Origin of the sequence: Streptomyces sp. NPDC019937 (genome assembly GCF_040631655.1) — a bacterium.
Lineage (GTDB): Bacteria > Actinomycetota > Actinomycetes > Streptomycetales > Streptomycetaceae > Streptomyces.
Map to the genome: position 1 here is coordinate 69904 of NZ_JBEYAL010000004.1, position 26318 is coordinate 96221.

Consider the following 26318-nt stretch of genomic DNA (forward strand, 5'->3'; position numbering starts at 1 on the left):
CGCCGGGGACCGGGGGCTGGAGCTGCCGCGGCTGCTGGCGGAGCGGACGGGCCGGACGGTGTGGGCGCACAGCGCCAACGTCGCTGTCGGTCCTCTCGGGCCGGGCACCTTCGCCGTCGGCGCGGTGCGCGTGAAGGGCGACATCGCCGGGGACTGGATCGCGAGCCGGCCCGGTCTGGCGCCCGACCGCGCCGGGGACACCCCGTCCTGGTGGTCCAAGGCGGTCACCCGGACCCTCGTCGGCGCGAAGACCGGTCAGGACTTCGGCCGTACCGCGATCAGGCCCGAAGAGGTCGTCAGGAAGGGCCTCGAAGAGGGGCAGCGTCATCTCGACTCGATGACGCACTACGCCCACTACAACAGCGTCGTGCGGAACTTCGTCTCCGGGAAGCTCCCGCTGCCGGCCCGGGGCGGGCCGGGGGCGCGCAGGTATTTCTTCGACGCGCACGGCGGGCCCGGCTACATCGCGTTCCCGCTGGACGACGGCACCTATTACGTGGCCTGGGAAGAAGAGGGGGCGAGGTACCTCGCGCACCGCAAGAGCGTGGCGGAGCTCGGCAAGGACGACTGGATCGATCTGGTGGTCTGCTGGGCCGGTTCGCCCCGGCACCGCGGCATGAGCGCGACGTTCGAGCGCGGAGTGGGGGAAACCTCCTTCCCCGGCTCCTTCGTTCCCGACCCGCTCCAGGACGTCGCCATGGGGCAGCACGTGGCGAACCAGACCCGGAAGAAGGTGAACGCCACCGTCCGCCTGGATGGGACATCGCCCCGCCAGGGCGACCAGATCCGGGTCCTGTACACCGATGTCCAGGGGCGGCGGGGGTCGTACGAGCAGTACTTCCCGGAGCCGGACACCGAGGAGCTGGACCGCCGGGCGCGGGCGATCGGGTATCACACGGGTCCGGGGCCGGTGTCGGAGGAGGCCAGGACGGCGACGCTGCGGCTGGTGCGGGCGCTGCGGCTGACGCTGGGCAAGGAAATCGACGACGACGTCCGGATCGAGGAGAACGAGGAGTACGCGGAGCTGCTGGCCGGAGCCGCCGCGCTGGACCGGATGTGGCAGGCCGACCGCCGGTTCCGGGGCGCGGGCCGGTTCACGCTGGACTTCTTCCAGCGGGTGGTCGCGGCGACGCTTCCCGACGGCGAGGAGGCGCGTCAGGAGCACTACCGGGATGTGCTGCTCGCCGCCGCGGACACCCCCCCGGGGACGACGCTCGACGACTTCGTGACGCTGTCCGCGTCGTTGGACCGCGCCGCCCGCTGGTTCAGTACCGAGGACATCGTCGACGCGGCCGTCGAGACCCTGCTCCTGGCCGGCCCCGACGAGGTGGGCGACCTGGAGCGGTCCCGGATGTTCTGGGCGCGGGTGAAGATGCTGGAGGCGTGGAGCGAGTCCGGCATCGACCGGCTGGCCGCTCAGCTCCTGGCACTGCCCTCCACCGCCCAGGTGAAGCCCCCGCACCGCGATTTCACCCGCAAGCTGGTCATGACGGCGTACGCCGACGGGCTCGACGGAGCCGACCCGGACGTGCTGGCCGCGTTGTACCTCGACAACAAGGGCGCCCTGGCGGACAACACCGCCCTGCGGGCTCCCCAGGTCCCGGGCGAGGTGTCCGGGCGCGACTTCCTGCCCGGGGCCAAGGGCGACTTCCCGTACCTGTCGAAGTTCTGGGTCTCCGGGGCGCTGAAGGACGCTCCGTGGGCGGGGAAGAACGCGGACGGCACGGGCAAACAGCTTCCCTACGTGGTGCGGGCCAAGGCGGACCCCAACGCCGGCGGCCGGGTCCTCGTCACCTTCAGGTCCACCACCAGGAGCCTGACGCCCGGACAGTTCGCCGAACTGCTGAACCGGGACGAAGAGCTGCGCGGCCTGCCTCTGACGACTCCGGTCCTGCTGGACATCGCCGAACTCGACCGCCACGTCTCCGGCTTGGCGCGGCACCTGGCCCAGAGTCTCGGCCGACGGGTCTGGTCGACCTCGGCCGTCTCGCGTCAGACGATGCTCAAGAACGCCACGCGCCCGCTGCTGGCCCTGAGCGCCCCCGCCGGGCAGGGCACCGGCGGGCCCGCCCTGGAATGGCGTGCCACGGATCCCGTCGACCCGCAGAACCCGGAGGTCTCGCCGCTGCCGGTCCCGCCGCCCGCCAGCAGGTCCGCCGCCGGGGAGGCGCCGGTCCGGGCGGACCGGGCGCTGACGGTGCGGTTCGATCCGGGGTCGACGATGGTGTCCGAGGACGATGTGGCGGACATCGAGGACCTCGCGCGCGAGGTGGCGCAGTCGGCGCTGGCGGACTGGCGGGCCGGGCGGCCGCTACGGTCCGGTGTCGTCACCGGCTTCGGCGAGGGTCCGGCCGCGCGGGCGCGGGAGATGGGGCAGGAGCGGGCCGAGACGGTCCTCGAATGGTTCACCGACTCCCTCGACGAGGCGCTGGCCGGGCTGCAGCGGGGTGTGCCGGAGGCCGGCCGGCTCACTGCGGCGCACTTCGGGTTCACCGCCCGCAGCCGTGGCCAGGGCATGGCGGCCGCTGACGCGGACCCGGACGCGTCGCGGTGGACGACGATCGAACTCACCACGCCGGTGGAGGAGCTGACGGCGCCGGCGGCGTTCGCCGAACCGGATCTGTTCCCCTCCGGGAGCGACACCGACACCGACACCGACTCCGACACCGACTCCGGCTCCGACGTCGACTCCGGCTCCGACGTCGACTCCGTCTTCGACTCGGCCCCCGTCTCCGACTCCGGCTCCGACACCGACTCCGGCTCCGACACCGAGCCCGACTCCGACACCGAGTCGTCCGCCGCCCCCGCCGATGTGCCGGACGCCAAGGCGCGGCCCCGGGTACGGCCACGGCCCGAGCACGAGCAGAGCACCCGGGCATCGTCCGGGCAGCCGATGCCGGGACTGGGCGGCCAGACCTCACTGCCGGTGCACACCGCGCCGGTGACGAGCCCGGCCGCCGGCTCCGGCCCCCCCGCGATCCGGGCGACCCGGCTGCCCTTCGAGCCGAACGGCACCGAACTGCCCGAGGACACCGAGGAGGCGCTGGAGAAGCTGGCCCACCAGGTGGCCCGGGACGCTCTGCAGAGCAAGGACCCCCATCTGCCCTACGTGCTCTTCACCGGGTACGGAGAGGGCAACACCGACGCGGAGGCGGAGGCCGAGGGCGGGACACGCGCGAACAACGCGTCCGTCGCGTTCCGGGCGAGCCTGGACGCCGAACTGAGCCGCCGCCAGACGAACGTCCCCCCCGACAAGCGGCTCACGGCCGATGACTTCACCATCCAACGGGGCACCCGCGGTCGGAATGCCGGGCTCGCCACGGGCGCGGAGGCGGAGGCGCTGCGCCGTCAGGTGACGGCCGAGGTGATACGGCCGCTGGAGCTGCTGAACGACCTGGCCGACGCCGACCCCGAGCTGCGGGACGCGGGGCTCGACACGGACGATCTGGTCCGCGGCATCCTCCACCGCGGCGAGAACGCCCTGGTGAACCACAACGAACGCAGGCGGGCCGCCGCGCTGATCTTCGACGCGTACACGGACGGCTGGGCGGACAGCCTGGGTTCGCTGGGCGCGTACCACGGCTTCGTGAAGGGGCTGATCTCCCGCCGGCGGGGCCGCCACTTCACGGTGGGCGGCCGGCGCGTCCCGGGTCTCAACTGGGGCCCGGAAGAGGTCGTCGCGCTGGACACCAGCAGGGTCGACCTCCTGCGGGAGCGCCCCGGCGGCGGGTTCGACCACGCCGGAGCGGACCATGCCCCGTGGGTACCGGGCCTGCCCCCGTACGTGGTGGTGGCCCAGGGCGGCCACGACCACGTGACGGCGGAGTGGCCGGACGGCAAGGCGCGCGATCTGACGGTCGACGAGTTCGTCGAGCTGGTCGCGACCGACCTGGAGCGGACCGGAGCGCTCGCCGACACCCCGGTCGTGCTGGCCATTCCCCACGGTGGTGACCGTGGGCTGGATCTGCCGCAGAAGCTGGCGGACCGGACGGGCCGGACGGTGTGGTCGCACAGCGGACGCGTCACGACCCACGAGACCGTGCCGGGGACACGCCGCATCGCCGTGGTCCAACGGCAGGGCCACATCGAGGGCGACTGGATCCCCAGCCTGCCCGGAAAAGCGCCCGCCAGACCCGCGGAGACCCCCAGCTGGTGGCGCAAGGTGCTCAACCGGACCCTCGTCGGCCCGGACGGGCGGCGCATCGGACGCGCCGCGCACTCCGGGGGCGACGCGATCAAGATGGAAGTGGCCCAGCGTCTGCTCGCCACGATGACGCACTACCTCCACTTCAACGTCGCCACGCGGAAGTACGTCAGCGGGCCGCTCCCGCTGCCGCGCCCGGGCGGGCCAGGGGTGCGGAGGTACTACTTCGACGCGCACGGTGGGCCCGGCGTCATCTTGTTCCCGATGGAGGACGGCACCACGCACCGGGCCTGGGGCGAGGAGGGGGCGCGGTACATCGCGCGCCGCAGGAGCGTGGCGGAGCTCGGCAAGGACGACTGGATCGAGCTGGTGCTGTGCCACGCCGGTTCACCCAAGCACCGTGGCGTGGACGAAGAGTACGACCGCGGCCTCTCGGATTCCTTCCCCGGCTCGTTCGTTCCCGATCCGCTCGCCGATGTCGCCATCGGGCAGCATGTCGCGAACGAGACCCGGAAGAAGGTCAACTGCACCGTCTTCACCGACGCCACGTCGTACCACCAGGGCAAACCGATCCGGTCCCTGCACACCGACCCCCGGGGGCGGCGGGGGTCGTTCGCGCAGTTCTTCCCGGAGCCGGACGCCGAGGAGCTGGACCGGCGGGCGCGGGCGATCGGGTATCACACGGGTCCGGGGCCGGTGTCGGAGGAGGCCAGGGCGGCGACGCTGCGGCTGGTGCGGGCGCTGCGGCTGACGCTGGGCCAGGAGATCGACGACGACATCCGGATCGAGGAGAACGCGGAGTACGCGGAGCTGCTGCGCGGGGCCGCCGCGCTGGACTGGATGTGGCGGCTCGACGTGCGGTTCTCCGACGCGGGCCCGTTCACGCTGGACCTCTTCGAGCGGATCGTCGCGGCGACGCTGCCCGCGGGCACACAGGCGCGCCAGGACGACTTCCGGAACGTGCTGAAGCGGGCGGCCACCGCCTCCCTCGGGACCAGGCTCGCCGACTTCGTGACGCTGCCCTCGTCACTGGAGGACGCGGCCGACTGGATCGACACCACGGACATCCCCGACGAGGCCGTCGACGCGCTGAAGCTGGACGGGCCCGGCGACGTGGGCACGCCCGAGTGGTCCCGCATGTTCTGGGCCCGGGTCAAGGCGCTGGAGGCGTGGGACGGGTCCCGCCTCGACGGGATCACGGCGCGCCTGCACGACCTGCCCCCGGGCGCCCAGGTGACCGACGCGCAGCGCGACGTCGCCCGGAACCACGTCACGACGGCGTTCGCCCGCGGGCTCGACGGAGCCGACGCGGATGTGATGGTCGCGTTCCTCCTCGACGGCGACGGTGCCCTGTCGGACGACACCATCCTGCCCATGCCCGACGAGCCGGGCATGGTGTCCGGACGGGACTACCTGGGGACCCTGAACGGCACGGCCCCGGATCTGTCGAAGGTCCAGACCCCCTCGGGGCCGGAGGACGCCCCGTGGGCGAGGAAGAAAAACCCCGAGCCGGATCCGTACACGCTGCACGCCAAGGTGGACCCGAACGCCCCGGGCCGGGTGCTCATCACCTTCGATTCCTTCACCGGCGCCCGCCTCACCAGGAGTCTGTCCTCCCGGGAGTTCGCCGAGCTGCTGGCGCGCGACGAAGACCTGATCGAAGAGCGACTGGACGTTCCGGTCCTGCTGAACATCCCGGGACTGACCGCCCACGCCCCCCACTTGGCCGAGGTCGTGGCCCAGCGCCTCGGCCGGCGGGTGTGGGTGGTCGGAGAGCCGGACCCCACGAACCCCGTCGACCCGCAGAACCCGGAACCCGCCCCCCTCCCGGTGCGCCCCCCGATCCCGCGTGGCTACCGTGGGACCCGCGGCGAGCCCGACACCGACACCGAGCCCGACACCGAGCCCGACACCGACTCCGTCTTCGACTCGGTTTCCGACTCGGGTTCCGACACCGAGGCCGAGTCGGCGCCGCCGAAGACCTTGTCGTCCTCCGGGGTACCGATGCCGGGGCTGCCCGGAGGGTTCTCGCCGTCCGTGCACACCGCCCCGGTAGCCGGTCCGGGCGCCGCCGCCTCCTTCGCGCCGCCGAAGACCGTGCGGCTGTCGTTCGCCGCGGGCTCCACGGCGCTGTCCGGGCAGGCCGACGCCGCCATCGAGGCCACGGCAGGCGCCCTGGCCGGGTTCGCGTGGAACAACTGGCGCCGGAACCGGCCGATCCCCGCCGTGACCCTCACCGGGTACGGCGAGGGGACGGGCCCGGACGCGGCGGGGCAGGCGCTGGAGGAGAGCGAGCAGCGCGACGACGCCGTGCGCGACAGGTTCCGCGCCGCTCTGGACACCGCGCTCGCCGCCCTCCAGGCCAACGTCCCCGAGGGCACGCCCCGTCTGCGGGCCGACGACTTCGACATCGTCGGGCGCCACCGCGGCCAGGACCTCGAACCGTCCGCCACGCCCCCCGCCCCGGACGCGCGTCGGCAGGTGACGCTGGAGTTCACCGACCCGCTGACGACGCTGAACGCCGCGCGGATGACCGACGAGGCCCTCCAGCTCGGCCCGCTGGACGTCGACGTCATGGCCCGTCGCCTCCTGCACCTGCCCGCGAACGCCGCGGTGGACGATGCCGTACGCCAGGAGCTGTACGACCTGGTCATCGACGCGAGCCGGGACGGCTGGGGGACCGGCCTGGGCGCCCTGGGCGCGTACCACATGGACCAGCAGGGTGTGCTCGACGGGAACCGGGACCGCTACCTCACGGTGGGTGGCACACGGGTGCCGGGCGTCAACTGGGCCAAGGACAAGGTCCTCGACCTGGACGACACGGACACGATCGAGATCCTGCGGAGGGCCGGCAACGGCGTTCTCGAGGTGATCGGCAAGAAGGACGCCCCGTGGAAGGGCGGCCCGACGCCGTTCGTCGTGGTGGCCTCGGGCCGGCACGACATGGTGCGGGTGGCGCTGCCGGACGATACGACCCGGGACCTGACCATCGACGAGTTCGTGGAACTGGTCGCGCACGATCCGGAGCTGTCCGGGCTGCCCCTCGACGCGCCGATTGTGCTGGCCGTTCCGCACGCCGGTGACAGGGGACTCGACCTGCCACGGCTGCTGGCCGACCGGACGGGCCGGATGGTGTGGTCGCACAGCGGTCTCGCCACGGCGGACGCCCCCCACATCGGGGTCCTGCTCAAGGCCGACGCGATCCAGGGCGACTGGATCCCCAGCCCACCCGGAATGGCACCGGACCGGGACCGGAACACCCCGGCCTGGTGGCGCAAGGTGATCACCCGGACCCTCATGAGCCGCATCACGGGGCAGCGGACGGGCCGTGAGGTGCTGCGCCCCGACGAGGTCGTCCGTGAGCGTCGGGAAAGGCTCCACGACGCACTCGACTCGATCAAGGCGGTCGCTCACTGGAATCCGGCCACCGGCCGCTACTCGAAGCCGCTTCGCCTGGTACGTCCGGGCAAGCCGGACGCGAAGCGGCATCACTGGGTGATGCACGGTACCCCGGGTTACCTGGTGTTCCCGCTGGAGGACGGCACCACGTACCGTGCTTACGGCGCCGAGGGGGCACGGTACCTCGCGCACCGCAAGAGCATTCAGGCGCTCGGCGAGGACGACTGGAACGAGCTGATTATCTGCTGGGCCGGTTCGCCCGCGGACCGCGCCGTGCCGTCCGGCTTCGGGGCCTTGGGCCGCTCCTTCCCCGGCTCCTTCGTCCCCGACCCGCTCGCGGACGTCCCCATGGGGCAGCACGTCGCGAACGAGACCCGGCACAAGACGAACGCCCTCATCCGCCTGGACGGGGTGGGGCTGCACCAGGACCTGCCCTTCCGGATCCTGGCCACCGATCGCCAGGGGCGGCGGCAATGGTTCCAGCAGTTCTACCCCGAGCCCGACGCCGCCGAGCTGGACCGCCGGGTGCGCGAGGCCGGGTACTACAGCGGCCCCCAGCCCCCGCCCTGGGCGCGGGAGCACACGCTGCGCCTCGTGCGGGCGCTGAAGCTGATGCTGGGGAACGACGTCGACGACGGCGTGCGGGTGGGGCAGGACCCGGAGTACGCGGAGTTGCTGCGCGGTGCCGCCGCGCTGGACCGGATGCGGATGAAGGAACCGCAGCTCCGCGGTACGGGTCCGGTCACGCTGGACCTCTTCCGGCGGATCGTCGAGGCGCGGCTTCCCGCGGGGCGGACACAGGCGCGTCAGGCCGACTACCGGGACGTGCTGAAGGCGGCGGCCGCCGCCCCCGACGGCACGAAGCTGAGCGACTTCGTGACACTGCCGTCGTCGGTGGTCCGGGCGGCCCGGTGGAAAGCCACGGTGGACCTGTCCCAGGTGGCCACCAAGGCCCTGCGCATGGACGGCTCCACCAAGCCCTACGAGGCCGAGTGGTCCCGGATGTTCTGGGCGCGGGTCAAGACGTACGAGGCGCTGGACACGTCCGTGAACCTCGACGAGATGACCGCCCAGCTGTACGACCTGCCCTCCGCCGGCCAGGTGGACGACGCGGGGCGCGACTTCACCCGGGAGCTGATGACCACGGCGTACGCGATGGGGCTCGACGGGTCCGATCCCGCCGTGCTGTACGCGTACCACCTCGACACCCTCGGCGCTGTGGCCGATCCGACGGCCCTGCACGCGCCCGGCACCCCGAACGAGGTGTCCGGACGCGACTACCGGCCCGGACCGAAGGACGCCTTCCCGGATCTGTCGGAGGTCCGGACGCCGTCCGGGGCGCGGCCCGCGCCGTGGGCGGGGAAGGCCGGGAAAACGAACACGGCCAGGCCGGAGCCCTATGTGGTGCGGGCAGCGGTGGACCCGAAGGCTCCGGGCCGCCTGCTCGTGTCCTTCGGAACCGTCACCAGGAGTCTGACCCCCCGGCAGTTCACCGAGCTGCTGGACCGCGACCGCTCCCTGCTCGGCAGGGACCTGGCGGTTCCGCTCCTGCTGGACATCGCCGAGTTCGACCGCCACTTCCCCGGGCTGGCGCGGGACATGGCCCAGCACTTCGGCCGGGAGATCTGGACCACCTCGGCTGTCCCGACCCAGACGGTGCCCCAGGGCGCGCAACGCCCGGTGCTGACCCTGAACCCGCCGGCTCAGGCCGGTGCGTCCTCGGCGGCCGTGGAATGGACCTCCACCAAGCCGGTCGACCCGCAGAACCCGGAGGACACTCGCCCGCCGGTGCCGCCCCCGCCTCTCCTGGCGGCCTCGGAGGCGGTGCCGGCTCCGGCGGGGCGTGTGTTCACGGTGCGGTTCGATGCGGGGTCGACCATGGTGTCCGAGGACGATGTGGCGGATATCGAGGATCTGGCGCGTGAGGTGGCGTCTTCGGCGCTGGCGGACTGGCGGGCGGGGCGGCCGTTGCCGTCGGGTGTGGTCACCGGCTTCGGCGAGGGTCCGGCGGCGCAGGCGCGGGAGATGGGGCAGGAGCGGGCCGAGACGGTTCTCGCGTGGTTCGAGGACTCCTTGGACGAGGTGCTGGCCGGGCTTCAGCGGGGGGTGCCGGAGCCCGACCAGCTCACCGCGGCGCACTTCCGGTTCACCGCCCGCAGCCGTGGCGCGGGCGTGGCGTCCGGTGACGCGGACCCGGAGGTGCTGCGGCGGACGACGATCGAACTGACCGAGCCGATGGGGCCGTTCACGGCTCCCGAGCCGGACACCGCGCCGGGCCTCTTCGATTCCGATTCCGATTCCGACACCGATTCCGACACCGATTCCGGCAGCGATTCCGACGTCGACTCCGTCTTCGACCCGGTTTCCGACAGCGACTCCGGCTCCGACACCGACGTCGATTCCGACCCCGGGTCCGACACCGAGTCGGTCGCCGGCCCCGACGCCGTGACGGTCGCGAAGCCGCGGCCCGGGACGCTGGTCAGGTCGGCGCCCGGCGGGCCGATGCCCGGACTGCAATCGGCGGCCCCGCAGCCGGTGCACATCGCCCCGGTCACGCCCCAGGCCACGCTCCCGAGTGCCCCGTCCCTGTCGGTGTCGCCGGTGCGGGTGCGCTTCGCGCCCGGGTCCGGCACGCTGTCCGACGAGGCCGGGACGACGCTGAGCAACCTGGCCGACCAGGTGGCCCGGACCGGGCTGGACCACCACGGCTGGAACATCGCCAAGCCCACCGTGACCCTTCTCGGCTACGGCGAGGGCACGGCGCAGGAGGCGGACGCCGAGGCACTGCGGCGCGCGGCCGCCGCGTACGAGCGGTTCATGGATGAGCTGGACCGCGCGCTGGAACTCCTCCAGGGACACGTCCCCGTGGACAGCCGGATCACCGCGGACGACTTCCACGTCGTCTGGCGCGGCCGCGGCACGGACGTGGGACAGACCGGTGCCATGCCGGACGCGGACGTGGCGGCGCTGCGCCGTCAGGTGACGATAGAACTCGGCGATCCGGCCACGGCGGTGCGTAAACTCCGCATAGCCGCCCCGGGCCTGGTGAACGGCCCGCTGGACGACGACGCCGTCACCCGCGGCATCCTCCACCTCCCCCCGGACGCCCCGGTGGACGCGGACGTCCGCGAGCGGCTGTACGGGCTGTACACGGAAGCCGCGGCGGACGGCTGGGCGGACAGCCTGGCGTCCCTGGGCGCGTACCACGTCTTCCAGCAGGGTCTGATCGCCCCGAACCGGGACCGCTTCTTCTCGATGGGCGGTACGCGCGTCCCGGGCCTCAACTGGGGTTCCGCCAAGGTCCTCGAGCTGAACACCGACACCTACGAGACCGTCGAGCGGCTTGCGGACGGCAGCGTCAGGACGGTCGGGATCAAGGACTCCGAGTGGGCCGGCGGGCCGTCGCCCTACGTCGTGTCGGCCGCGGGCACGCACGAGAAGGTCGTCGTGCCGTGGCCGGACGGGAAGACCCGCGACCTGACCATCGACGAGTTCATCGAGCTGGTCGCGCGTGATCTGGAGCGGGAGGGCCTGCCGCCGGACCACCCGATCGTGCTGGCCGTCCCGTTCGCCGGCGACCGGGGCCTCGATCTGCCGCGGCTGCTGGCCGAGCGGACCGGGAGGACGGTGTGGGCGCACTCCGGCCACGCGGCCACCTACGAGGGTCCGTTCCTGGACTTCATCGGTGTCTTGCACGAGGCCGGCCGTCACCTGGGCGACTGGATCCCCACCCCGCCCGGTCTGGCGCCCGACCGCGGGCCCGGCGTCCCGGACTGGTACCGCAAGGTGCTGACCCGGACGATCATGGACGCGCGGTTGAAGCGGCAGGCCGGCCGCTCCGGCCTGTCGAGCGCCGAGGTCGCCCGGTGGGGCGTGGAGGACCAGCAGCGCCATTTCGGCACGATGACGCACTACGTCCACGTGAACCTCGCCACCGAGAAGACCGTGTCGGGGAAGATCCCGCTGCCGCACCGGGGCAGGACGTACACCTGGGACGGGCACGGCGATGCGGGCCGGATGGCGTTCGAACTCGACGACGGCACGACCCACTACGCCTACGGCGTCGAGGGGCCGCGGTACCTCGCGCGCCGCAAGAGCGTGCAGAACCTCCATGAGGACGACTGGATCCACATGGAGACGTGCTGGAACGGCTCTCCCCTGGACCGTGCCGTTCCCGGCATCGCGTACGCGGACACCGTCTTCCCCGGGGTGTCGCACGCCCTGTCGGTGGCCTTCGTCCCCGATCCGCTCGCCGACGTCTCCGTCGCACAGCACGTGGCGAACGAAACCCGGCACAAGGTCAGCGCCGCCTTCGGCACGGTCGGGGCCAGGTTCGTGGACGGCGAACTCGTCATGGCGGTCTACACCGACGCGCAGGGGCGGCTCGGTTCGATCGCGACGTTCTACCCCGAGCCCGAGACCGCCGAGCTGGATCGCCGGGCCCGCGTGGCCGGGTATCACACGGGCCCGGGGGAGGTGTCCGAGGAGGCCAGGCAGAAGACCCTGCGCCTGGTGCGGGCGCTGAGGCTGACCCTGGGGAACGACGTCGACGACCGTGTGCTGGTCGAGCAGGACGGCGCCTACGCGGAGTTGCTGCGCGGGGCCGCCGCACTGGACCGGATGTGGGGAGAGGACCTGCGGTTCGACGACGCGGGCCCGTTCACGCTGGACCTCCTCCAGCGGGTCGTCGCCGCCAGGCTCCCCGAGGGGCGGACCGAGGCACGCCACGACGACTACCGCGCGGTGCTCGCCGCCGCGGCGGACGCGCCCGACGGCACCGCCCTGGTGACCTTCGCCCCTAAGCTGACGGGGGCGCTGGACGAGGCGGTCCTCTGGTGGACCACGGTGGCCCCGGCGGCGGAGACCGCGGCGACCCTGGCCCTGACCGGCCCGCAGACGGTGGGACCCGCCGAGCTCTCCCGCGTGTTCTGGGCCCGGGTCAAGACGCACGAGGCCCTGGCCGCGCCCGGGGCGGACCTCGACGCGCTCGTCAGGCAGACCTTTGGCGCCGCGCCCGACGACAACCTGCGCCGGACCGCCCGGTGGCTGATGACCATGCTGTACGCGCGCGGGCGTGACGGGGCCGACCCCGCCGTGGTGCGGGCGGGCTACCTGGAGAGCCAGGGCGCTCTGCTGGACTCCACCGCCGTGTCCTCCCCCGACGGCGCGGGGGGCCTGCCGACACCGGTCTCCGGGCGCGACTTCGTGGAGGCGCCGAAGACCCCGGGCCCGGACCTGTCGAAGATCTGGACGCCCGGCGGCCTCGTGGACGCGCCGTGGGCGGGGAAGGACGCGCGGGGCAACGACAAGCCGGCTCCCTACGCGGTGCGGGCCTCGGTGGACCGGAACAACCCGGGCAGCCTCACGCTGTCCCTGGGCGGGCGGTCCCTGAGCGTGCCGGAGGCGGTGTTCGTCGAGCTGCTGGCCAACGACCGCCACCTGCTGGTCAGGCCGCTGGACACCCCCGTCGTCCTGGAGATCTCGGAGCTCGACCAGCACCTTCCCGGCCTGGCCGAGCGACTCGCCCAGCGGATCGGCCATCCGGTCCATACGACGGCCCTGCCCCTGGACCGGTTCACGCCGTTCGGGTCCCAGCGCCCCATACCGGCCCTGACCCAGGCCCCGGGCGCCCCGGCCCCGACGGTGGCGGACTTCCGCGTGACGCGGCCCGTCGCCCCGAACGCGCCGGTCGACGCCCCGCGCCCGGCCTCGGATCCGCTGCGCCGCGAGGCCGGGCAGGCCGTGCTGTCGCCCTGGGCGCCGATGCCCGCGCTGCCCCCGGGGCCCCGGTCCGCGGTGGCGACGGCGCGGGCCGCCGAGTCCGGGCGGCCGCCGGCGGCCCCGGCCGCGTCGCTGCCGGCCCCGCGCCTGTCGGCGGATCAGATCGCGGAGCTGGCCGCCCGGATCGACACGGACCAGGTGCACACCGCGCCCGTCGGCGATCCGCCCGCCGCACCGGCCCCCGTGACGCCGGCCGGCACGTCCGCTCCCGCCGCCCCGGCCGGGCCGTCCGTGCTGCCGCGCTCGACCCCGGTGGCGTTCGACGGACGGTCCGCCGAGGTGTCCGCGGACCAGGAGGCGGCCATCGAACGGCTGGCGGACCGGGTGGCCGGGGCCAGGGCGCGGGACAAGCGGGCGAAGCTGCCCAGGCTCGCGATCCGCATCACCGGCAGCGGACCGGACCAGCAGCTCGCCCGCGCGCGGGCCGACGCGGTGGCCGCGGTGTTCCGGCGCCACCTCGGCCGGGCGCTGACCGCGCTCGGCGCGGCCGGTGAGGGCCTGTCCGAGGGCGACTTCGCCATCCTCGTGATGACCGGGAGCAAGAGTCCGTCGACCCCGGCCTCCGACCCGGTGACGATCGGGATCAACGCCCACCGGCACTCGGCGACAGTGCTGCGGCTGGACGAGCTGCGGCAGGCCGAGCCCGGTCTGCGGGACGGACCGTTCGCCCCGGACGTCCTGGCCAGGCGCGTCCTGGGCCTGACCGACGCCACACCGGTCACCAGCGCTCTGCGCATGGATCTGTACGCGGTGACCGACGCGGCGATGCGGGACGGCCGGGCGGGCAGCCTGGCGCAGGTGGCCGCGTACCGGGACGAGAAGGAGGCGGAACGCTACGCGGACCACCGCTTCACCCTCGGCGGTACCCGGGTGCCGGGCCTGAACTGGACGGGCCTGCCCGACGCGGAGCTGCACGCGAGCACCATCAGCCTCCTGGAGGAGCGGCCGGGCACCACCCCGCGGATTCTCGACGCGACGGCCCCGAGGTGGCTGGGCGGCTCCAGGCCCTACCTGCTGGCCGCCACCTCGGTGGACGACCGGGTGACGATCCCGGCACTGGGCGGCGGCCCCTGGATCGTGCGCGCCGAGCGGTTCGTGGCGGAGGTCCTGAAGGACCCGGAGCTGGCGAAGCTTCCCGCGGACGCCCCGATCGTGCTGGCCATGCCGTTCGCCGGTGACAAAGACCAGTACGTGGCGCGGCTGCTGGCGGAGCGGACGGGGCGTACCGTATGGGCGCACAGCGGCGACGTACGGCTGACGACCACGCCGGACGGCCGTCTGACCCTCGCGGTCTTCAAGGCTCCCGGGCGCCCGGTGGGCGCGTGGTTCCCCGTCCCGCCCGGCATGCTGCCCGACTCCGACGAGGAGGACGGCGGCCACTACGAGGACTGGCACGACCACGTGCTGTCCTCTCCGGTGGGCAGCGAGCTGACGGACTGGCAGATCGGCCGCGCCTCGTTCCGGCCCGAGGAGATGGCCCAGCGGGAGGACACGTACCGCCACCTCGACCAGGTGACGAAGTACGTGCACTTCAACTTCGCCACCGGCACCTACTCCAGGACGTTCCCCCTGGAACCGGCCGCCCGGGGGAAGCTGAAGGCGTTCTTCGGCGCCCACGGCGGGGCGGGCTTCACGTCCTTCGCCCTGGACGACGGGACCAAGCACCAGGCATGGGGCGCCGGCGGCGCCAAGTGGCTGAAGAAGCGCAAGAGCTTCACCGCCCTCCTGGAGAACAAGAAGGAGGACTGGCTCGCCCTGCTGTCGTGCCGGTCGGCTTCCCCGAAGGACAGCGCCGTCCCGCGCCGTACCACCTTCGGGCGGAACAACCCCGGCGCCTTCGTGCCCAACCCGCTCCGGGAGGTCCCGCAGGGCCAGCACTACGCGAACGAGATGCGGAACAAGGTGAGCGCCGCCACCGTCCGCTCCGGCGTGCTGCACCTGAACGGCGAGTACGTCCGCGCCCTGGTGACCGACCCCCAGGGGCGCTGGGGCTCGTACGCGGAGTTCTTCCCGGAGCCGGAGACCGCCGAACTGGACCGCCGGGCGCGCGCCATCGGGCTGCACCGCGGACCGGACCCGGTGTCCGAGGAGGCACGGCAGCGGACGCTGGAGCTGGTGCGGGCGCTGAAGCTGACGCTCGGGAACGAGATCGACGACGACGTCCGCGTCGAGGAGGACCCCGCCTACGCGGAGCTGCTGCGCGGGGCCGCCGCGCTGGAGGCGATGTGGCGGGACGATCCGCGTTTCCGGCAGGCGGGCCCGTTCACCCTGGACTTCTTCCAGCGGGTCGTCGCCGCGAAGCTGCCCCCGGGACAGGCCGAGCCGCGCCGGGACGACTACCGCGCGGTGCTCGCCCAGGCCCTCGCCGCCGGACCCGGTACGCCGCTGCCGGACTTCGTGACGCTGCCCCCGGCCGTGGACCGGGTCGCCGCCCGGCTGGACCGCCCGGACGTGTCGCGGGCGATCGCCGATGTCCTCGCGCTGTCCGGTACGGACGAGGTGGGCGAGGACGAGCGCTCCCAGGTGTTCTGGGCCGGGGTCAAGGCGTACGAGGCGCTGGACACCCTCGACGCCGCCGCACTGGACGCGTACACCGCGAGCGTGCTGCACCTGGACCCGTCCGAGGTGGACGACGCGCGGCGGCAGCGGGCGCTGGACGTGACGACCGCGGCGTACGCGGTCGGCCGCGACGGGGCCGACCCGGCCCAGGTGGCCGCCTACCACCTGGAGATCGAGCAGGCCCTGTCCGACGCCACGGCCATGCCCCCGGTCACGGCCGGCGGTCCGGCGGCCGGGCGCCATCTGCTGGCCACGCCGCAGACGGGCGTCCCCCTCGACCTGTCGAAGGTCCACCTCCCCGGCGGCACGGTGGATGCGCCGTGGCACGGGAAGACCGCGGAGGGACGGGACCTGCCCGCTCCGTACGCGGTCCGCGCCGAACTGGACCGCAACGACCCGAGCCACCTCTTCGTGTCGTACGCCGGAGTGACCCGGCGGGTGCCGGCCGGGGAGTTCCTCGAACTGGTGGCGAACGACCCGGACCTGCTGAACCTCGACCCGGCCGTCCCCGTCTTCCTGGCCGTCTCCGAGCTGGACCGTCTCGCCCCCGGCCTGGCGCAGGACCTGGCCCAGCGCATCGGCCGGACGGTGTACTCCTCGGAGTTCCCCGTCGGGGTGCACACGGCCGACGGGGCCGCGCACCCGGCGTTCTCCCTGCACCCCTCGCCCGTCACCGGGGCGAACCCCACCGCCGCCGCCCTGCGGGTGTCCAGCCCCCGCGCACTGGACTCGGTGAGCATGCCGGCGCTGGTGCCGCCCCCGCCGGTCGACGCGGACACCCCCGCCTCCTCCCGCGGCGACGGCCGCCGTACCACCGCGACCCTGGCCCCCGGCGCCCCGGTGTCCCGCCTCCACGGCCCGCTGCCCGGCCTCGGCGGGCCGGTGCCGGGCCTCGAGGACCCGGCGCCCGGCCTCACCGCCGTCGTCGCCGAGGTGCCTCCGCCCACGCCGCCGCCTCCGCCCCCGCCGCCCTCCCCCCTCGGGCCCACCCCGCCGCCCGGCCAGAACCCCCGGCCGAAGCCGGCCGGGGTGCAGATCGACGACGAGCTGGAGGAGCGCCGCCGGCCGCGCATCGACACCGAGATGCTGCCGCCGCCCCAGGTGCACCGGCCCAGCAGGTTCACCGACGACAGCCACATGCCGGGCTATGTCGACGGTTTCCTGGCGTTCCCCGGCGACGAGTCCGACGACACCGCCATGCCCATCGCCTTCGGGCAGAGCGACGTCTACATCCGCGACTGGGAGCGGATCACGGAGCACATCGACACCGAGATGGCCGGGCACGGCCCGGAGACGGCCTCTGGCGAGGAGCCGTCGATGCGCCACCGGGTCCGCGGCGGCGGTATCGACGAGTCCGTCTTCCGCCGGATGCAGCGCGCGATGAGGGAACGCCCGCAGACCTTCGCCGGTGACGGCCGCGAGTTCGTGTACCGCACCGAGTCGGGGCGGCTGCGCAAGCTGCACATCAGGGTGCGCAACTACGGTGAGTGGACCAAGTTCACCGACGGCGCCGCACCGACCAAGGTGGACAACGCCTACCGCGCCCAGGCCAGCATCGGCGGTTCCAAGACGGTCGGCCAGACCCGCCAGCTGGCCCCGACGGCGCCGCTGGGGCCGCAGTCGACCATCGTCTCCGCGTTCGGCCGGGTCGGCATCCGGCTGGGCCGCATCCGCGAGGTCACCTACTCCACCCAGGACCAGATCCTGAGCGTGGGCGAGACCCGCCAGTGGGACCCCTCGCATCCGTACCTGGACGACGCGTACATCGAGGTGCGCATCACCGACGCCGAGCAGCCGCGCCCGGCCAAGCGGGGCGTCCTCGGCACCCGCTGGCGGGCCCGGCCGGCCTTCGAGGCGGCGCCGGACGTGGAGTTCGCCTTCGGCGTGCACCACGGGCTCAAGGCACGGCTCCCCGAGGGCGTGACCACGAAGTCCACGCTCCGCCGGACCCCCACGACGCTGCGGCTGGGGCCCGAGTCCGACTACCGGCTCGTCATCACCGAGGACTTCGGCCCGGTCGCGCGGATCCGCGACTGGGCGGTGGAGCGGATCGGCGCCGAACCGGACTCCTCGGCCTACCGGGAGCTGGACCGGTTCCTGTCCTCCCGGAACTTCCACCAGCTGGCCGGGCGGCTGTCCCGGTCCTCGGTGCCGGGCAAGCCGCTGTTCGCCGACGACAAGAAGCGCACCCCGCTGGGCGCCTTCGTCATCGAGCGGGTGGTTCCGGGGCGGGCCGTGCTGGCCTCGGAGACCGACAAGGCGGAGCTGCGGGACTCGGTCTTCCTGACGGTGCAGAACACCCGCAAGCAGACCAAGGCGATCGCCAAGGACTTCTCCCTGGTCGTCGGGCCGACGTTCAACCTGCCGACGTTCGGCCTCCAGAACGTCATCTCCGACTGGATGAACCGGATCAAGCCCCGCATCCAGATCGGCCCCAGCCTGCGCCTCGGGCACACCCGGGGCCGCTCGGCGATGACCGGCGGCTCGGGCGCGGTCCGCTCGGTCGGCCGGGCCAAGAACGTCACCACCGACCTGTACCGGGTCGAGAAGACCGTCTGGATCCGCAAGACCGGGGACGCGCACGCGACGCCGTTCACCACCTGGAGCCTGGACCGGATGACGCGCACCGAGGCGCGCCGCCTGGCCGGGATGGAGGACGAGAACACCTTCGGCGCCACGGAGCCGTACGCCCCCGCCTACCTCACCGAGGACCGCCCGCCGACCCTCGGCATGGCCCGGCCGGTGCAGTTCCTCTACGCCAACGGCCGGTACAGCCGCAGGTTCGCGGCGGGCATCGAGGGCGAGGACACCTCCGCCGAGACCGCCCTCCAGCCCGTCGCCGAAGACAGCGGCACCGGCACCGGCACCAGCACCGACAGCGGCACCGCTGTCTCGGAGAGCCCTCAGGTCACCTTCGCCGAGCGCAACAGGCTCGACTCGTTCAGCCGGCAGGTGCTGACCGCCGTCGCCCGCAAGTACCCCACGATGGTCGCCCGGCTGGAGGACCTCGAAAGCCCGGACGACCCGAGGTGGCGCGACCACGCGCACTACCAGATGGTCCTGCACAACACGCTGACCGTGATCAACGCGCTCTCGCACCACAGCATGGCCGGCAACCTGGAGGCGATGAGCCGGACCGGCATCCGGATCGGCCTGGTCAACCCCGGCCGGTTCACCCGCGGTTACTACCACATCTGGATCGACGCGGAGCTGACCAACCGCACCTATGTGTCCCCCACGGACACCATCCTGCGCCACAGCGCGCCCGGCGCCACGGCCCTGGACGAGAGCCGGTACGGGGCCCAGGGGGCCGAGCTGGGCTTCGAGGCGATGGCGTCGCTGCGGGACACCGCCGTCGACAACATCGGGTTCCCCACCCATGCCCTGACCGGGCAGTTCGGCTATCAGGCGGGCTGGCAGGCCCGCGACGAGTCCGGCTACGGCGGGACCGCCACGTTCGACCAGTTGGCGGTCAGCACCAAGCCGGGCAACCTCTACTCCTACGACCTGTCCCTCAGCGTGAGCACCGGCGGCTACTGGCGGCCCCGGAGCCTGCTGCGCGGCCTGGTCAGCTTCGGCATCCTCGGCACCTCCGCCTTCGTCCGCGGCCCCAAGGGCCGGGGCGACATCATCGGCGGCAACGCCGAGGTCCCGGCCGTCCGGGGCAAGGTGCTGCTGAGCGTCCCGTCCGAGCACTCCCCGAAGACCGACCCGCACGCGCCGGGCGCCGACAACCCGTACCTGGACCCGAACCCGGTCACCCGCACCCCGATGACCCGCGACGAGGCCAGGCGGCTGATCGACGCCTCGGCCGAGGACGGCCGGGACCCCGGGCCGCTGGACGGGCTGCCCCACCAGACCCTGTCGGTGGTGGCCGACACGACCTCCCCGGGCATCGTGGACCGGGTCCTGGCCAAGGCGTCCCACAACAAGTGGCAGCTGACCCGGGTCGGCGCCCCCGCGCACGACGCCGCCGTACGACCGCAGCAGCCGCAGTTCCTGACGGCCAACGTCGACCAGAACGCGAGCGCCACCGGATCGCACACCACGGGCCTGTTCGGCAAGGGGCCCTACCTCGACTGGCTGGCCACCGTCGTGCACCGGATGCGGGTCACCAACCTGCGCGCGCTGACCCGGCCGCAGCCGATGGAGACCGAGCTGACGGTCGGCGGCAGCAACAAGGCGTCGGGGGTGCAGAGCAAGTCCTTCACCCAGTCGGCCGGTTTCACCGCCGTCTACGGCCACTCCCACCAGCAGGGCCCGGGCGTGACCGGCAGCTACGGCCTGGTCTGGCGGCCGTGGTGGCGCAGCCGGGGCTCCAGCGGGACCATCACCCGCACGGTCACCTCGGACATCAACCGGGTCGACCAGGGCCACCAGGTGCTCACCACCGGCGACGCCGAGCACGAGGTGGCCGCCGAGACGCGCTCCTCCGGTGTGCTCTCGCCGCTGGGCACGGTGGTGCGCACACTGCGCGACTGGGCGGGGGAGCGGCAGGTCATCAAGGGCGGCTGGCTGGGCCACCTGCCCGAGCGGATCGCCCACCGGCTCGGCCTGATCCAGGGCGACGACCTCGGCGGGGGCCCGTCGTACACCCGCCGCGGCTGGCTCCAGCCCCGGTGGTTCCGCAAGGCCCCGTTCGCCACGTATCCGGTCAACTCCCTGGACACCTCCAAGGTGGTGGAGGAGTTCGAGCGGCGACTGAACGACCTGGCCATCGACGACCAGAGCCGGGAGGCCATCCACCGCCTGACCTCGGCCCGGGTCACCCGCGCGCTGCGCCGGGAGATGACGGGCACGGGCTCCTCCGTGACCGCCCGCATCGGCGGCCCCGGCTGGAAGCGGGTCCGGATCGGCGGGCGGAACGTACGCATCCGCGTCCAGCTCGAACCCGTGGGCGAGCAGCGGTTCGTCCAGCTGTGGCCGCGCACCGAACTGGAGGATCACCGCTGGGCGACGGAGAGCCACAGCGACGCCTTCCCCTCCGGGCGGGGCAGTGACGCCGGAACCCAGGTCAACGAGGGCATCCACACCAGCGACGCCCATGTGCCGGTGGCGGGCCCGTCGATGGCCGAGACCGGCTCCAACCGGCAGAACGTCTCCGCGACCGACGCCCGCGTCCGGGGCCGGCTGTGGAGCACGTACACCAGCGAGCCGCACGCCGAGTACGCCACCCGTTACCGGCTGCGCATCACCATGGAGATGGGCCGGCAGAAGGGGGACGAGCCCCGGCACCCGGAGACCCGGCGGATCGAGCACAGCGGGGACGTCGGCATCCAGCGGGAGATCGTCCCGCTCAGCCTGATGCGGCCGGACACCGCCCCGGGCGCCCCGGCGGACGGGCCCGATCCGCTGGCCCTGCCGGAGATCGCCGACGAACCGGCCGCGGTGAACGTCCTCAGCGGGGACGAATCCCCGCTGAGGAAGGACAGCGACATCACCGGGGTCTTCGACTCCTGGCGTGCCATCACCCTGCCCGACGGGACGCAGGGGCCGTTCATCCCGCCCAAGAACGGCTTCCACGTCCGCAACATCATCGGCGCCGAGAACGTCCTGGCGGCGAGCACCATCGCGCTGGGCAAGGCGTACGACAACCGGCTCGCCACCACCTCGGGCCCGCTGACCGGGGACGCGCTGGAGCGGGCCCTGCGCACCGCCCGGATCACCCCGCTGACCGCCGAGGGCACCGGCTCCGCGCAGGTGCTGGAGGACTCCCACGGCTCCGGCGCGCTCTCCGCGTTCTTCGAACACGCCTCGGGCAACGACGGCTACGAGACCGCCGGCCTGGTCGAGAACGGCCTCGCGGACCGCTCCGAGGGAGCGCTGCGGGTGTTCTCCCGGCCGGACTTCGCCGGCGCGCAGCTGCTGGCGGTGGCCGACGGTGCCCGGATGGAGTCCTCCGTCCGGGCCACCCAGAGCGACAACGCGACCGCCTCCCAGGGCGGCGACCACAACACCGTCTTCGGTGCCGCGCCCGCCCTGAAGTCGGACACCGTCGGCGCGGCGAACCCGGGCGCCTCCGGCACCGGCGCCGACACCTCCGACAGCGACGGGCGGGTGATCGCGGGAGACCAGGCCCGCCAGGTGAACGTCAAGCCCAACACGGGCCGGGTGTTCGCGTTCGCCGTCCCCACCGCCTGGCTGAGCGTGGCCGAGGTCCAGCGGCAGCTGAAGGACCAGCCGTCGAGCAACTGGGTCCGCAAGCACCTGATGGGCTCGCTCGGCGGCGTCAAGCCGGGCCCGCAGACCGTCGAGTCGCGGACCCACGTGCTGGCCTGGGTGCGCGAGGACGTCGCCCGCCAGCTCGGGCTGATCAGCGACGACAACTTCCCCGAGTCGGTCGCCACGGCGTGGACCAAGGTCAAGGACGCGGCGAAGACGTGGGCGGATGAGGACGCGAAGTACTGGGAGCTGCGCCGGGACCTCCCCGATCTGCGGGAGGCCGCCGCAGCCGCCATGGTGGCCCGCTCGGTGGCCCGGCGGCAGCGCCGGGAGGCCGAGGCCGCCGCGGGAGCGGAGTTCGCGGCGGCGCGGCGGGACTTCGCGGCGGCGATGGCGGCGGCCGACGCGGCGCTCGAGCAGGCCCCCGGAGACTTCCCGGCCCCGGTGGCCGACGCCCTGCGGTCCGCGACGGAACTGGCCGCACAGGCGCTGCTGACGTACCAGACCGCCGTGCTGCACACCTTGACGGACACCGACACGCCCGCGCGGCGCGCCGCCGCCGAGGCCCGGCTCGCGAGCGCGGGGAAGGCGCTGGCCGAGGCGGACGCCCTGGTCGCCGACATCCGCCGCCGGGAACGCGACCGGATGGCGGCGGCGGCGCGGCAGGACTTCGACCGCCGTACGGCCGCGGCGGAGGAGAGCCTGGCCGGCGCGCGGGACGCGGCCCACGCGGCGGCCCAGGCGTTCCGGGCGGCCGAGCGCGCCGTGGAGGCGCGCGTCGCGGAGGCGCGAAGCCAGGAGCGCAAGGCCGAGGACGCGGCGGACGCCCTCCACCACCTGCGCGCCCAGACCGACCGGCTCACCCGTTGGCACCGGCTGCCCGAGGACCCGCCCAGCGGCGAGGAGGGCGCGGTCCCCACCCGCGCCGGACTGCCCGAGCCGCAGGTGACGGACTGGGAGCCGGGGAAGACCGGGCGGACGGAGAACCCGGTCAGGCACTCCGCCCGGCCGAAGGCGGCGAAGGCGCCCGGGCTGGATTCCATCGCCGAGGAGCCGACGACGGATCCGGCCGGGAGGCCGCGGACCCCCCGCAGCCCGAGGGCGCCGCGGACGCCGGTGCTGGAGTCGATCGCCGAGGAGACGCCCGAGGAGCTGTCCGGCACGGACACGGAGCGCCGGGGGGACACCCGGGAGGAGACGTTCCGGGAGGAGCCCGCGACACCCGGCACACCGCCCCGCTACACCGAGGTGACCGCGCTCGGCGACGGCGCGCTCGCGCTGAAGTCCCCCGAGGGGACCACCCACCGGCTGCTGGACGTCCCCGCGGACAACTCGTTCTACCGCGCGTTCCAGCGCGCGCTGCCCGCGGCCCGCGTCGGGTCCGACGGCACCGCACTGGACGCCGCCGGCCTGCGCGACGCCTTCGCGGACGCGGTGGAGGGGCTGCCGGAGGACTCGCCGCTGCTGACGTACTTCTCCCCGGACGAGACGGACACCTTCACCTCCGCCGAACTGGACGCCGCCGCCCTGGACCTGGGCACCGACACCCCGCAGCGCCGCGAGTTCGACGCCCTCGGCGTGATCCCGCACTCGGCGGGCGACCGGCCCACCCCCGACCGCCGCTACCGGCCGCTGACCCCCGCGCAGCGCCGCGCGCTCGCCGCCGCCCAGCTCCGGCGCGCCGCCGACGCCACGCACGACACCGGCTGGAACCACGGCGTCGCCGACGTGCTCCCCGTGCTCGCGGCCCGGATGTACGGGGTGGGCGTGCGCGTCGTCCGCGACGACGGCACGTACCAGGACTACTCGCCCAACCCCGACCGCCCGCTGCGCGCCGACGCCGAGCGCGTCGTGCTGTACCTGGCGGACCGGCACTTCCGTGCCGTGGAGGCGGCCGCCGTGGCCGAGGGCCCGCCCCCGCCGCCGAAGCCCGAGCCCCCGGTGGACGACTCACTGCTGACCGCCCACGCCACCCGCCCGTGGACCTGGGAGGGCCTGGCGGACGAGGTCTACGCGGACCAGCCGAAGTACGACGCGGCCACCGACGTCCGTACGCTGACCGACCCCGACGGCTACGCCTACGACCTGGTCCAGCCGCGGGTCGGCGACGGAAACCAGTTCTACAACGCGGTCGCCGTCGCGCTGGGCGCGGATCCCGGGGGCGGCCGCGGATACGAGGTGGTCGACGAGCTGACCGAACTCATGGACACCGTGCCGCTGCCGCGGAACGTCCGGCTCGATCCCCGGGCCACGTTCACCGAGGACGAGCTGTACGAGGCCGGGTTCCGCCCGCTCACCCCCGAGCTGCGCCGGGAGTTCGAACGCGGCGGCGGCCGGCTGCCCGAGTCCTTCCCGCCGCTGCCCGACTGGGTGCGGCAGGGCCTGGTCCGCGCGCATCTGCGGACCTCCCGCCGCTGGAACCGGGAGACGGCCCTGCTCGCGGCCCGGCTGGTGGCCGAGCACCTGGACCTGCACGTCACCTACGTGCACGAGAACGGCACGATCGACACCTTCGGCACCGCGTCCGCCGACGAGGACAACGCCATCGTCCTGTACGAGCGCGGCGGCAGCTTCCTCGCGGCGACGCCCCGCGGCCCCCGCAACCCGCGTGGCCCCTGGAACTTCCGCACCACCCGGCCGGCCCCGACCCCGCCCACCCGGCCCGCCCCGGTCCCGCCGGTGGCCGTCCTGCCCCCGGCCGGGCCGCCCGGCGGCAAGGGCGCGCCGAAGCCCCCGCCCGCAGGCCGGGGACGGCCGCTGCCCGTCAACGACGGCCTGCCGTTCGGCCTGGACACCCCGCCGGCCGGCACCGACGGCCGGCAGCGGTCCCTGGTCCGCCCCGGTGACCTGCGGGACGCCCTGGACCGGCTGGACACGCTGCGGGCGGGCGTCCCCGAACTCGCGGACGGCCCGCTGGACATGGACGCCCTCGCCCGCCATGTGCTGCTGCTGGACGACGACACGCCCGTGACCGGGGCGCACCGGGACGACCTGCTGCGCATCGCCCTGGCCCCGGAGACGGCCGCCGCGCCCAGCCTCGCGGTGCTGGCCGGGTTCGGTCTGGCGGAGCGCGGGGCGACCGCCGTCCGGGACTTCGGTTACGACGTGGACGCCTTCGCCGCCCGCGTCCTGCACCTGGCCGCCCCCGAGCAGGGCCGGCGCCGGGAACTGGTGCGGCTGCTGGAGCGCGCGGCGCGCGTCGGTGTCGACCTGGACCAGAGCGTGCGGCTGGGCGCGTTCCGCCTGGCGGTCGGGGGCATGCTGGCCCCGGAGCGGGTCATCCGGCGCCCCGACGGCTCGGCGGTGGGCCGCGACGGGGACCAGCGCCTCGGCGCCCTCGGCGTCGACCTGAGCGAGGTCACCCTCGTCGCTTTCGGGCCCGACGGGAGGCCCACCTTCGACATCACCGAAGCGGCGCCCTGGGACCGGCCGGAGGGCCCGGAGCCCTGGGTGATCCGGGCCCATGGCCCGCTGGGCGAGGGGTTGCTGTCCGGCCGCATCCCCGTGGAGGACTTCGCCCACCTGCTCTCCATCGACCCCCAGCGCCCGGCGGGCGGCGAGGTCGTCATCCTGCTGCCGCGCAGCGCCCCCGCCACGGCGGGGCCGGCCGTGGAGCGGCTGCTGGACGCGGTTTCGCGGAGCACGGGCACGGAGGCGTACACCGCGTACGGCACGGTGGACTTCTTCACCGACGCCGACGGCCGGACCACGATCGCCCTGGGCCCCGGCCCGGACGGCCGGCCGCGTACCGCCGCCGACTTCGTCTCGGCCGGCCGGAGCGCCGGCGGCCCCCGGCCCCGTCCGCGGGCCGGGGCCAAGCGGAAGTCCCGGCCGTTCGCCGTGGTGGCGACCGCCAAGCGGCAGCACACGGGGGAACCGTCCACGCTGCCCGCGGCTGCGGCTCCGGCGCGGCTGACGGACGGGACGCCCCCCGGGACATCGTCCGAGGGGCGGACTCCCCAGCCACCGCCCCGGACGCCGATCATGATGTCCCCGGTGGACGGCACCACGGGCTGGGCCCGCGGGCGGCGGCTGCCGGTGGCCAGGGACGGCTCCTGCCTGCTGCACGCCTTCCTGGCGAGCGACCCGCTGCTCGTCCGCGACAGCCTGCCCGGCCTGGCCGCCGACGCCCGGTCCACCGCCGACCGGGACGCCCACGCCTGGCTGTCGGACCCCGCGCGGGTCCGCGCCGACCTGGCGCGCGGCGGCGTACCCGGCAGCTCGGACCGCCATGTCCTCGCCGCCATGCGGCGGTTCGTCGCCGACCACCTGA

Annotated in this window: 1 protein-coding gene (running past both ends of the window); it reads left to right on the forward strand. The window is 74.0% G+C overall.

The whole window is internal to a lonely Cys domain-containing protein gene (locus tag ABZ562_RS05010) on the forward strand: the coding sequence, 95679 nt in all, runs 14348 nt past the left edge and 55013 nt past the right edge, and what appears here is coding positions 14349-40666, spanning codon 4783 (partial) through codon 13556 (partial); the first codon wholly inside the window starts at position 2. Both codon boundaries (start and stop) fall beyond the window edges.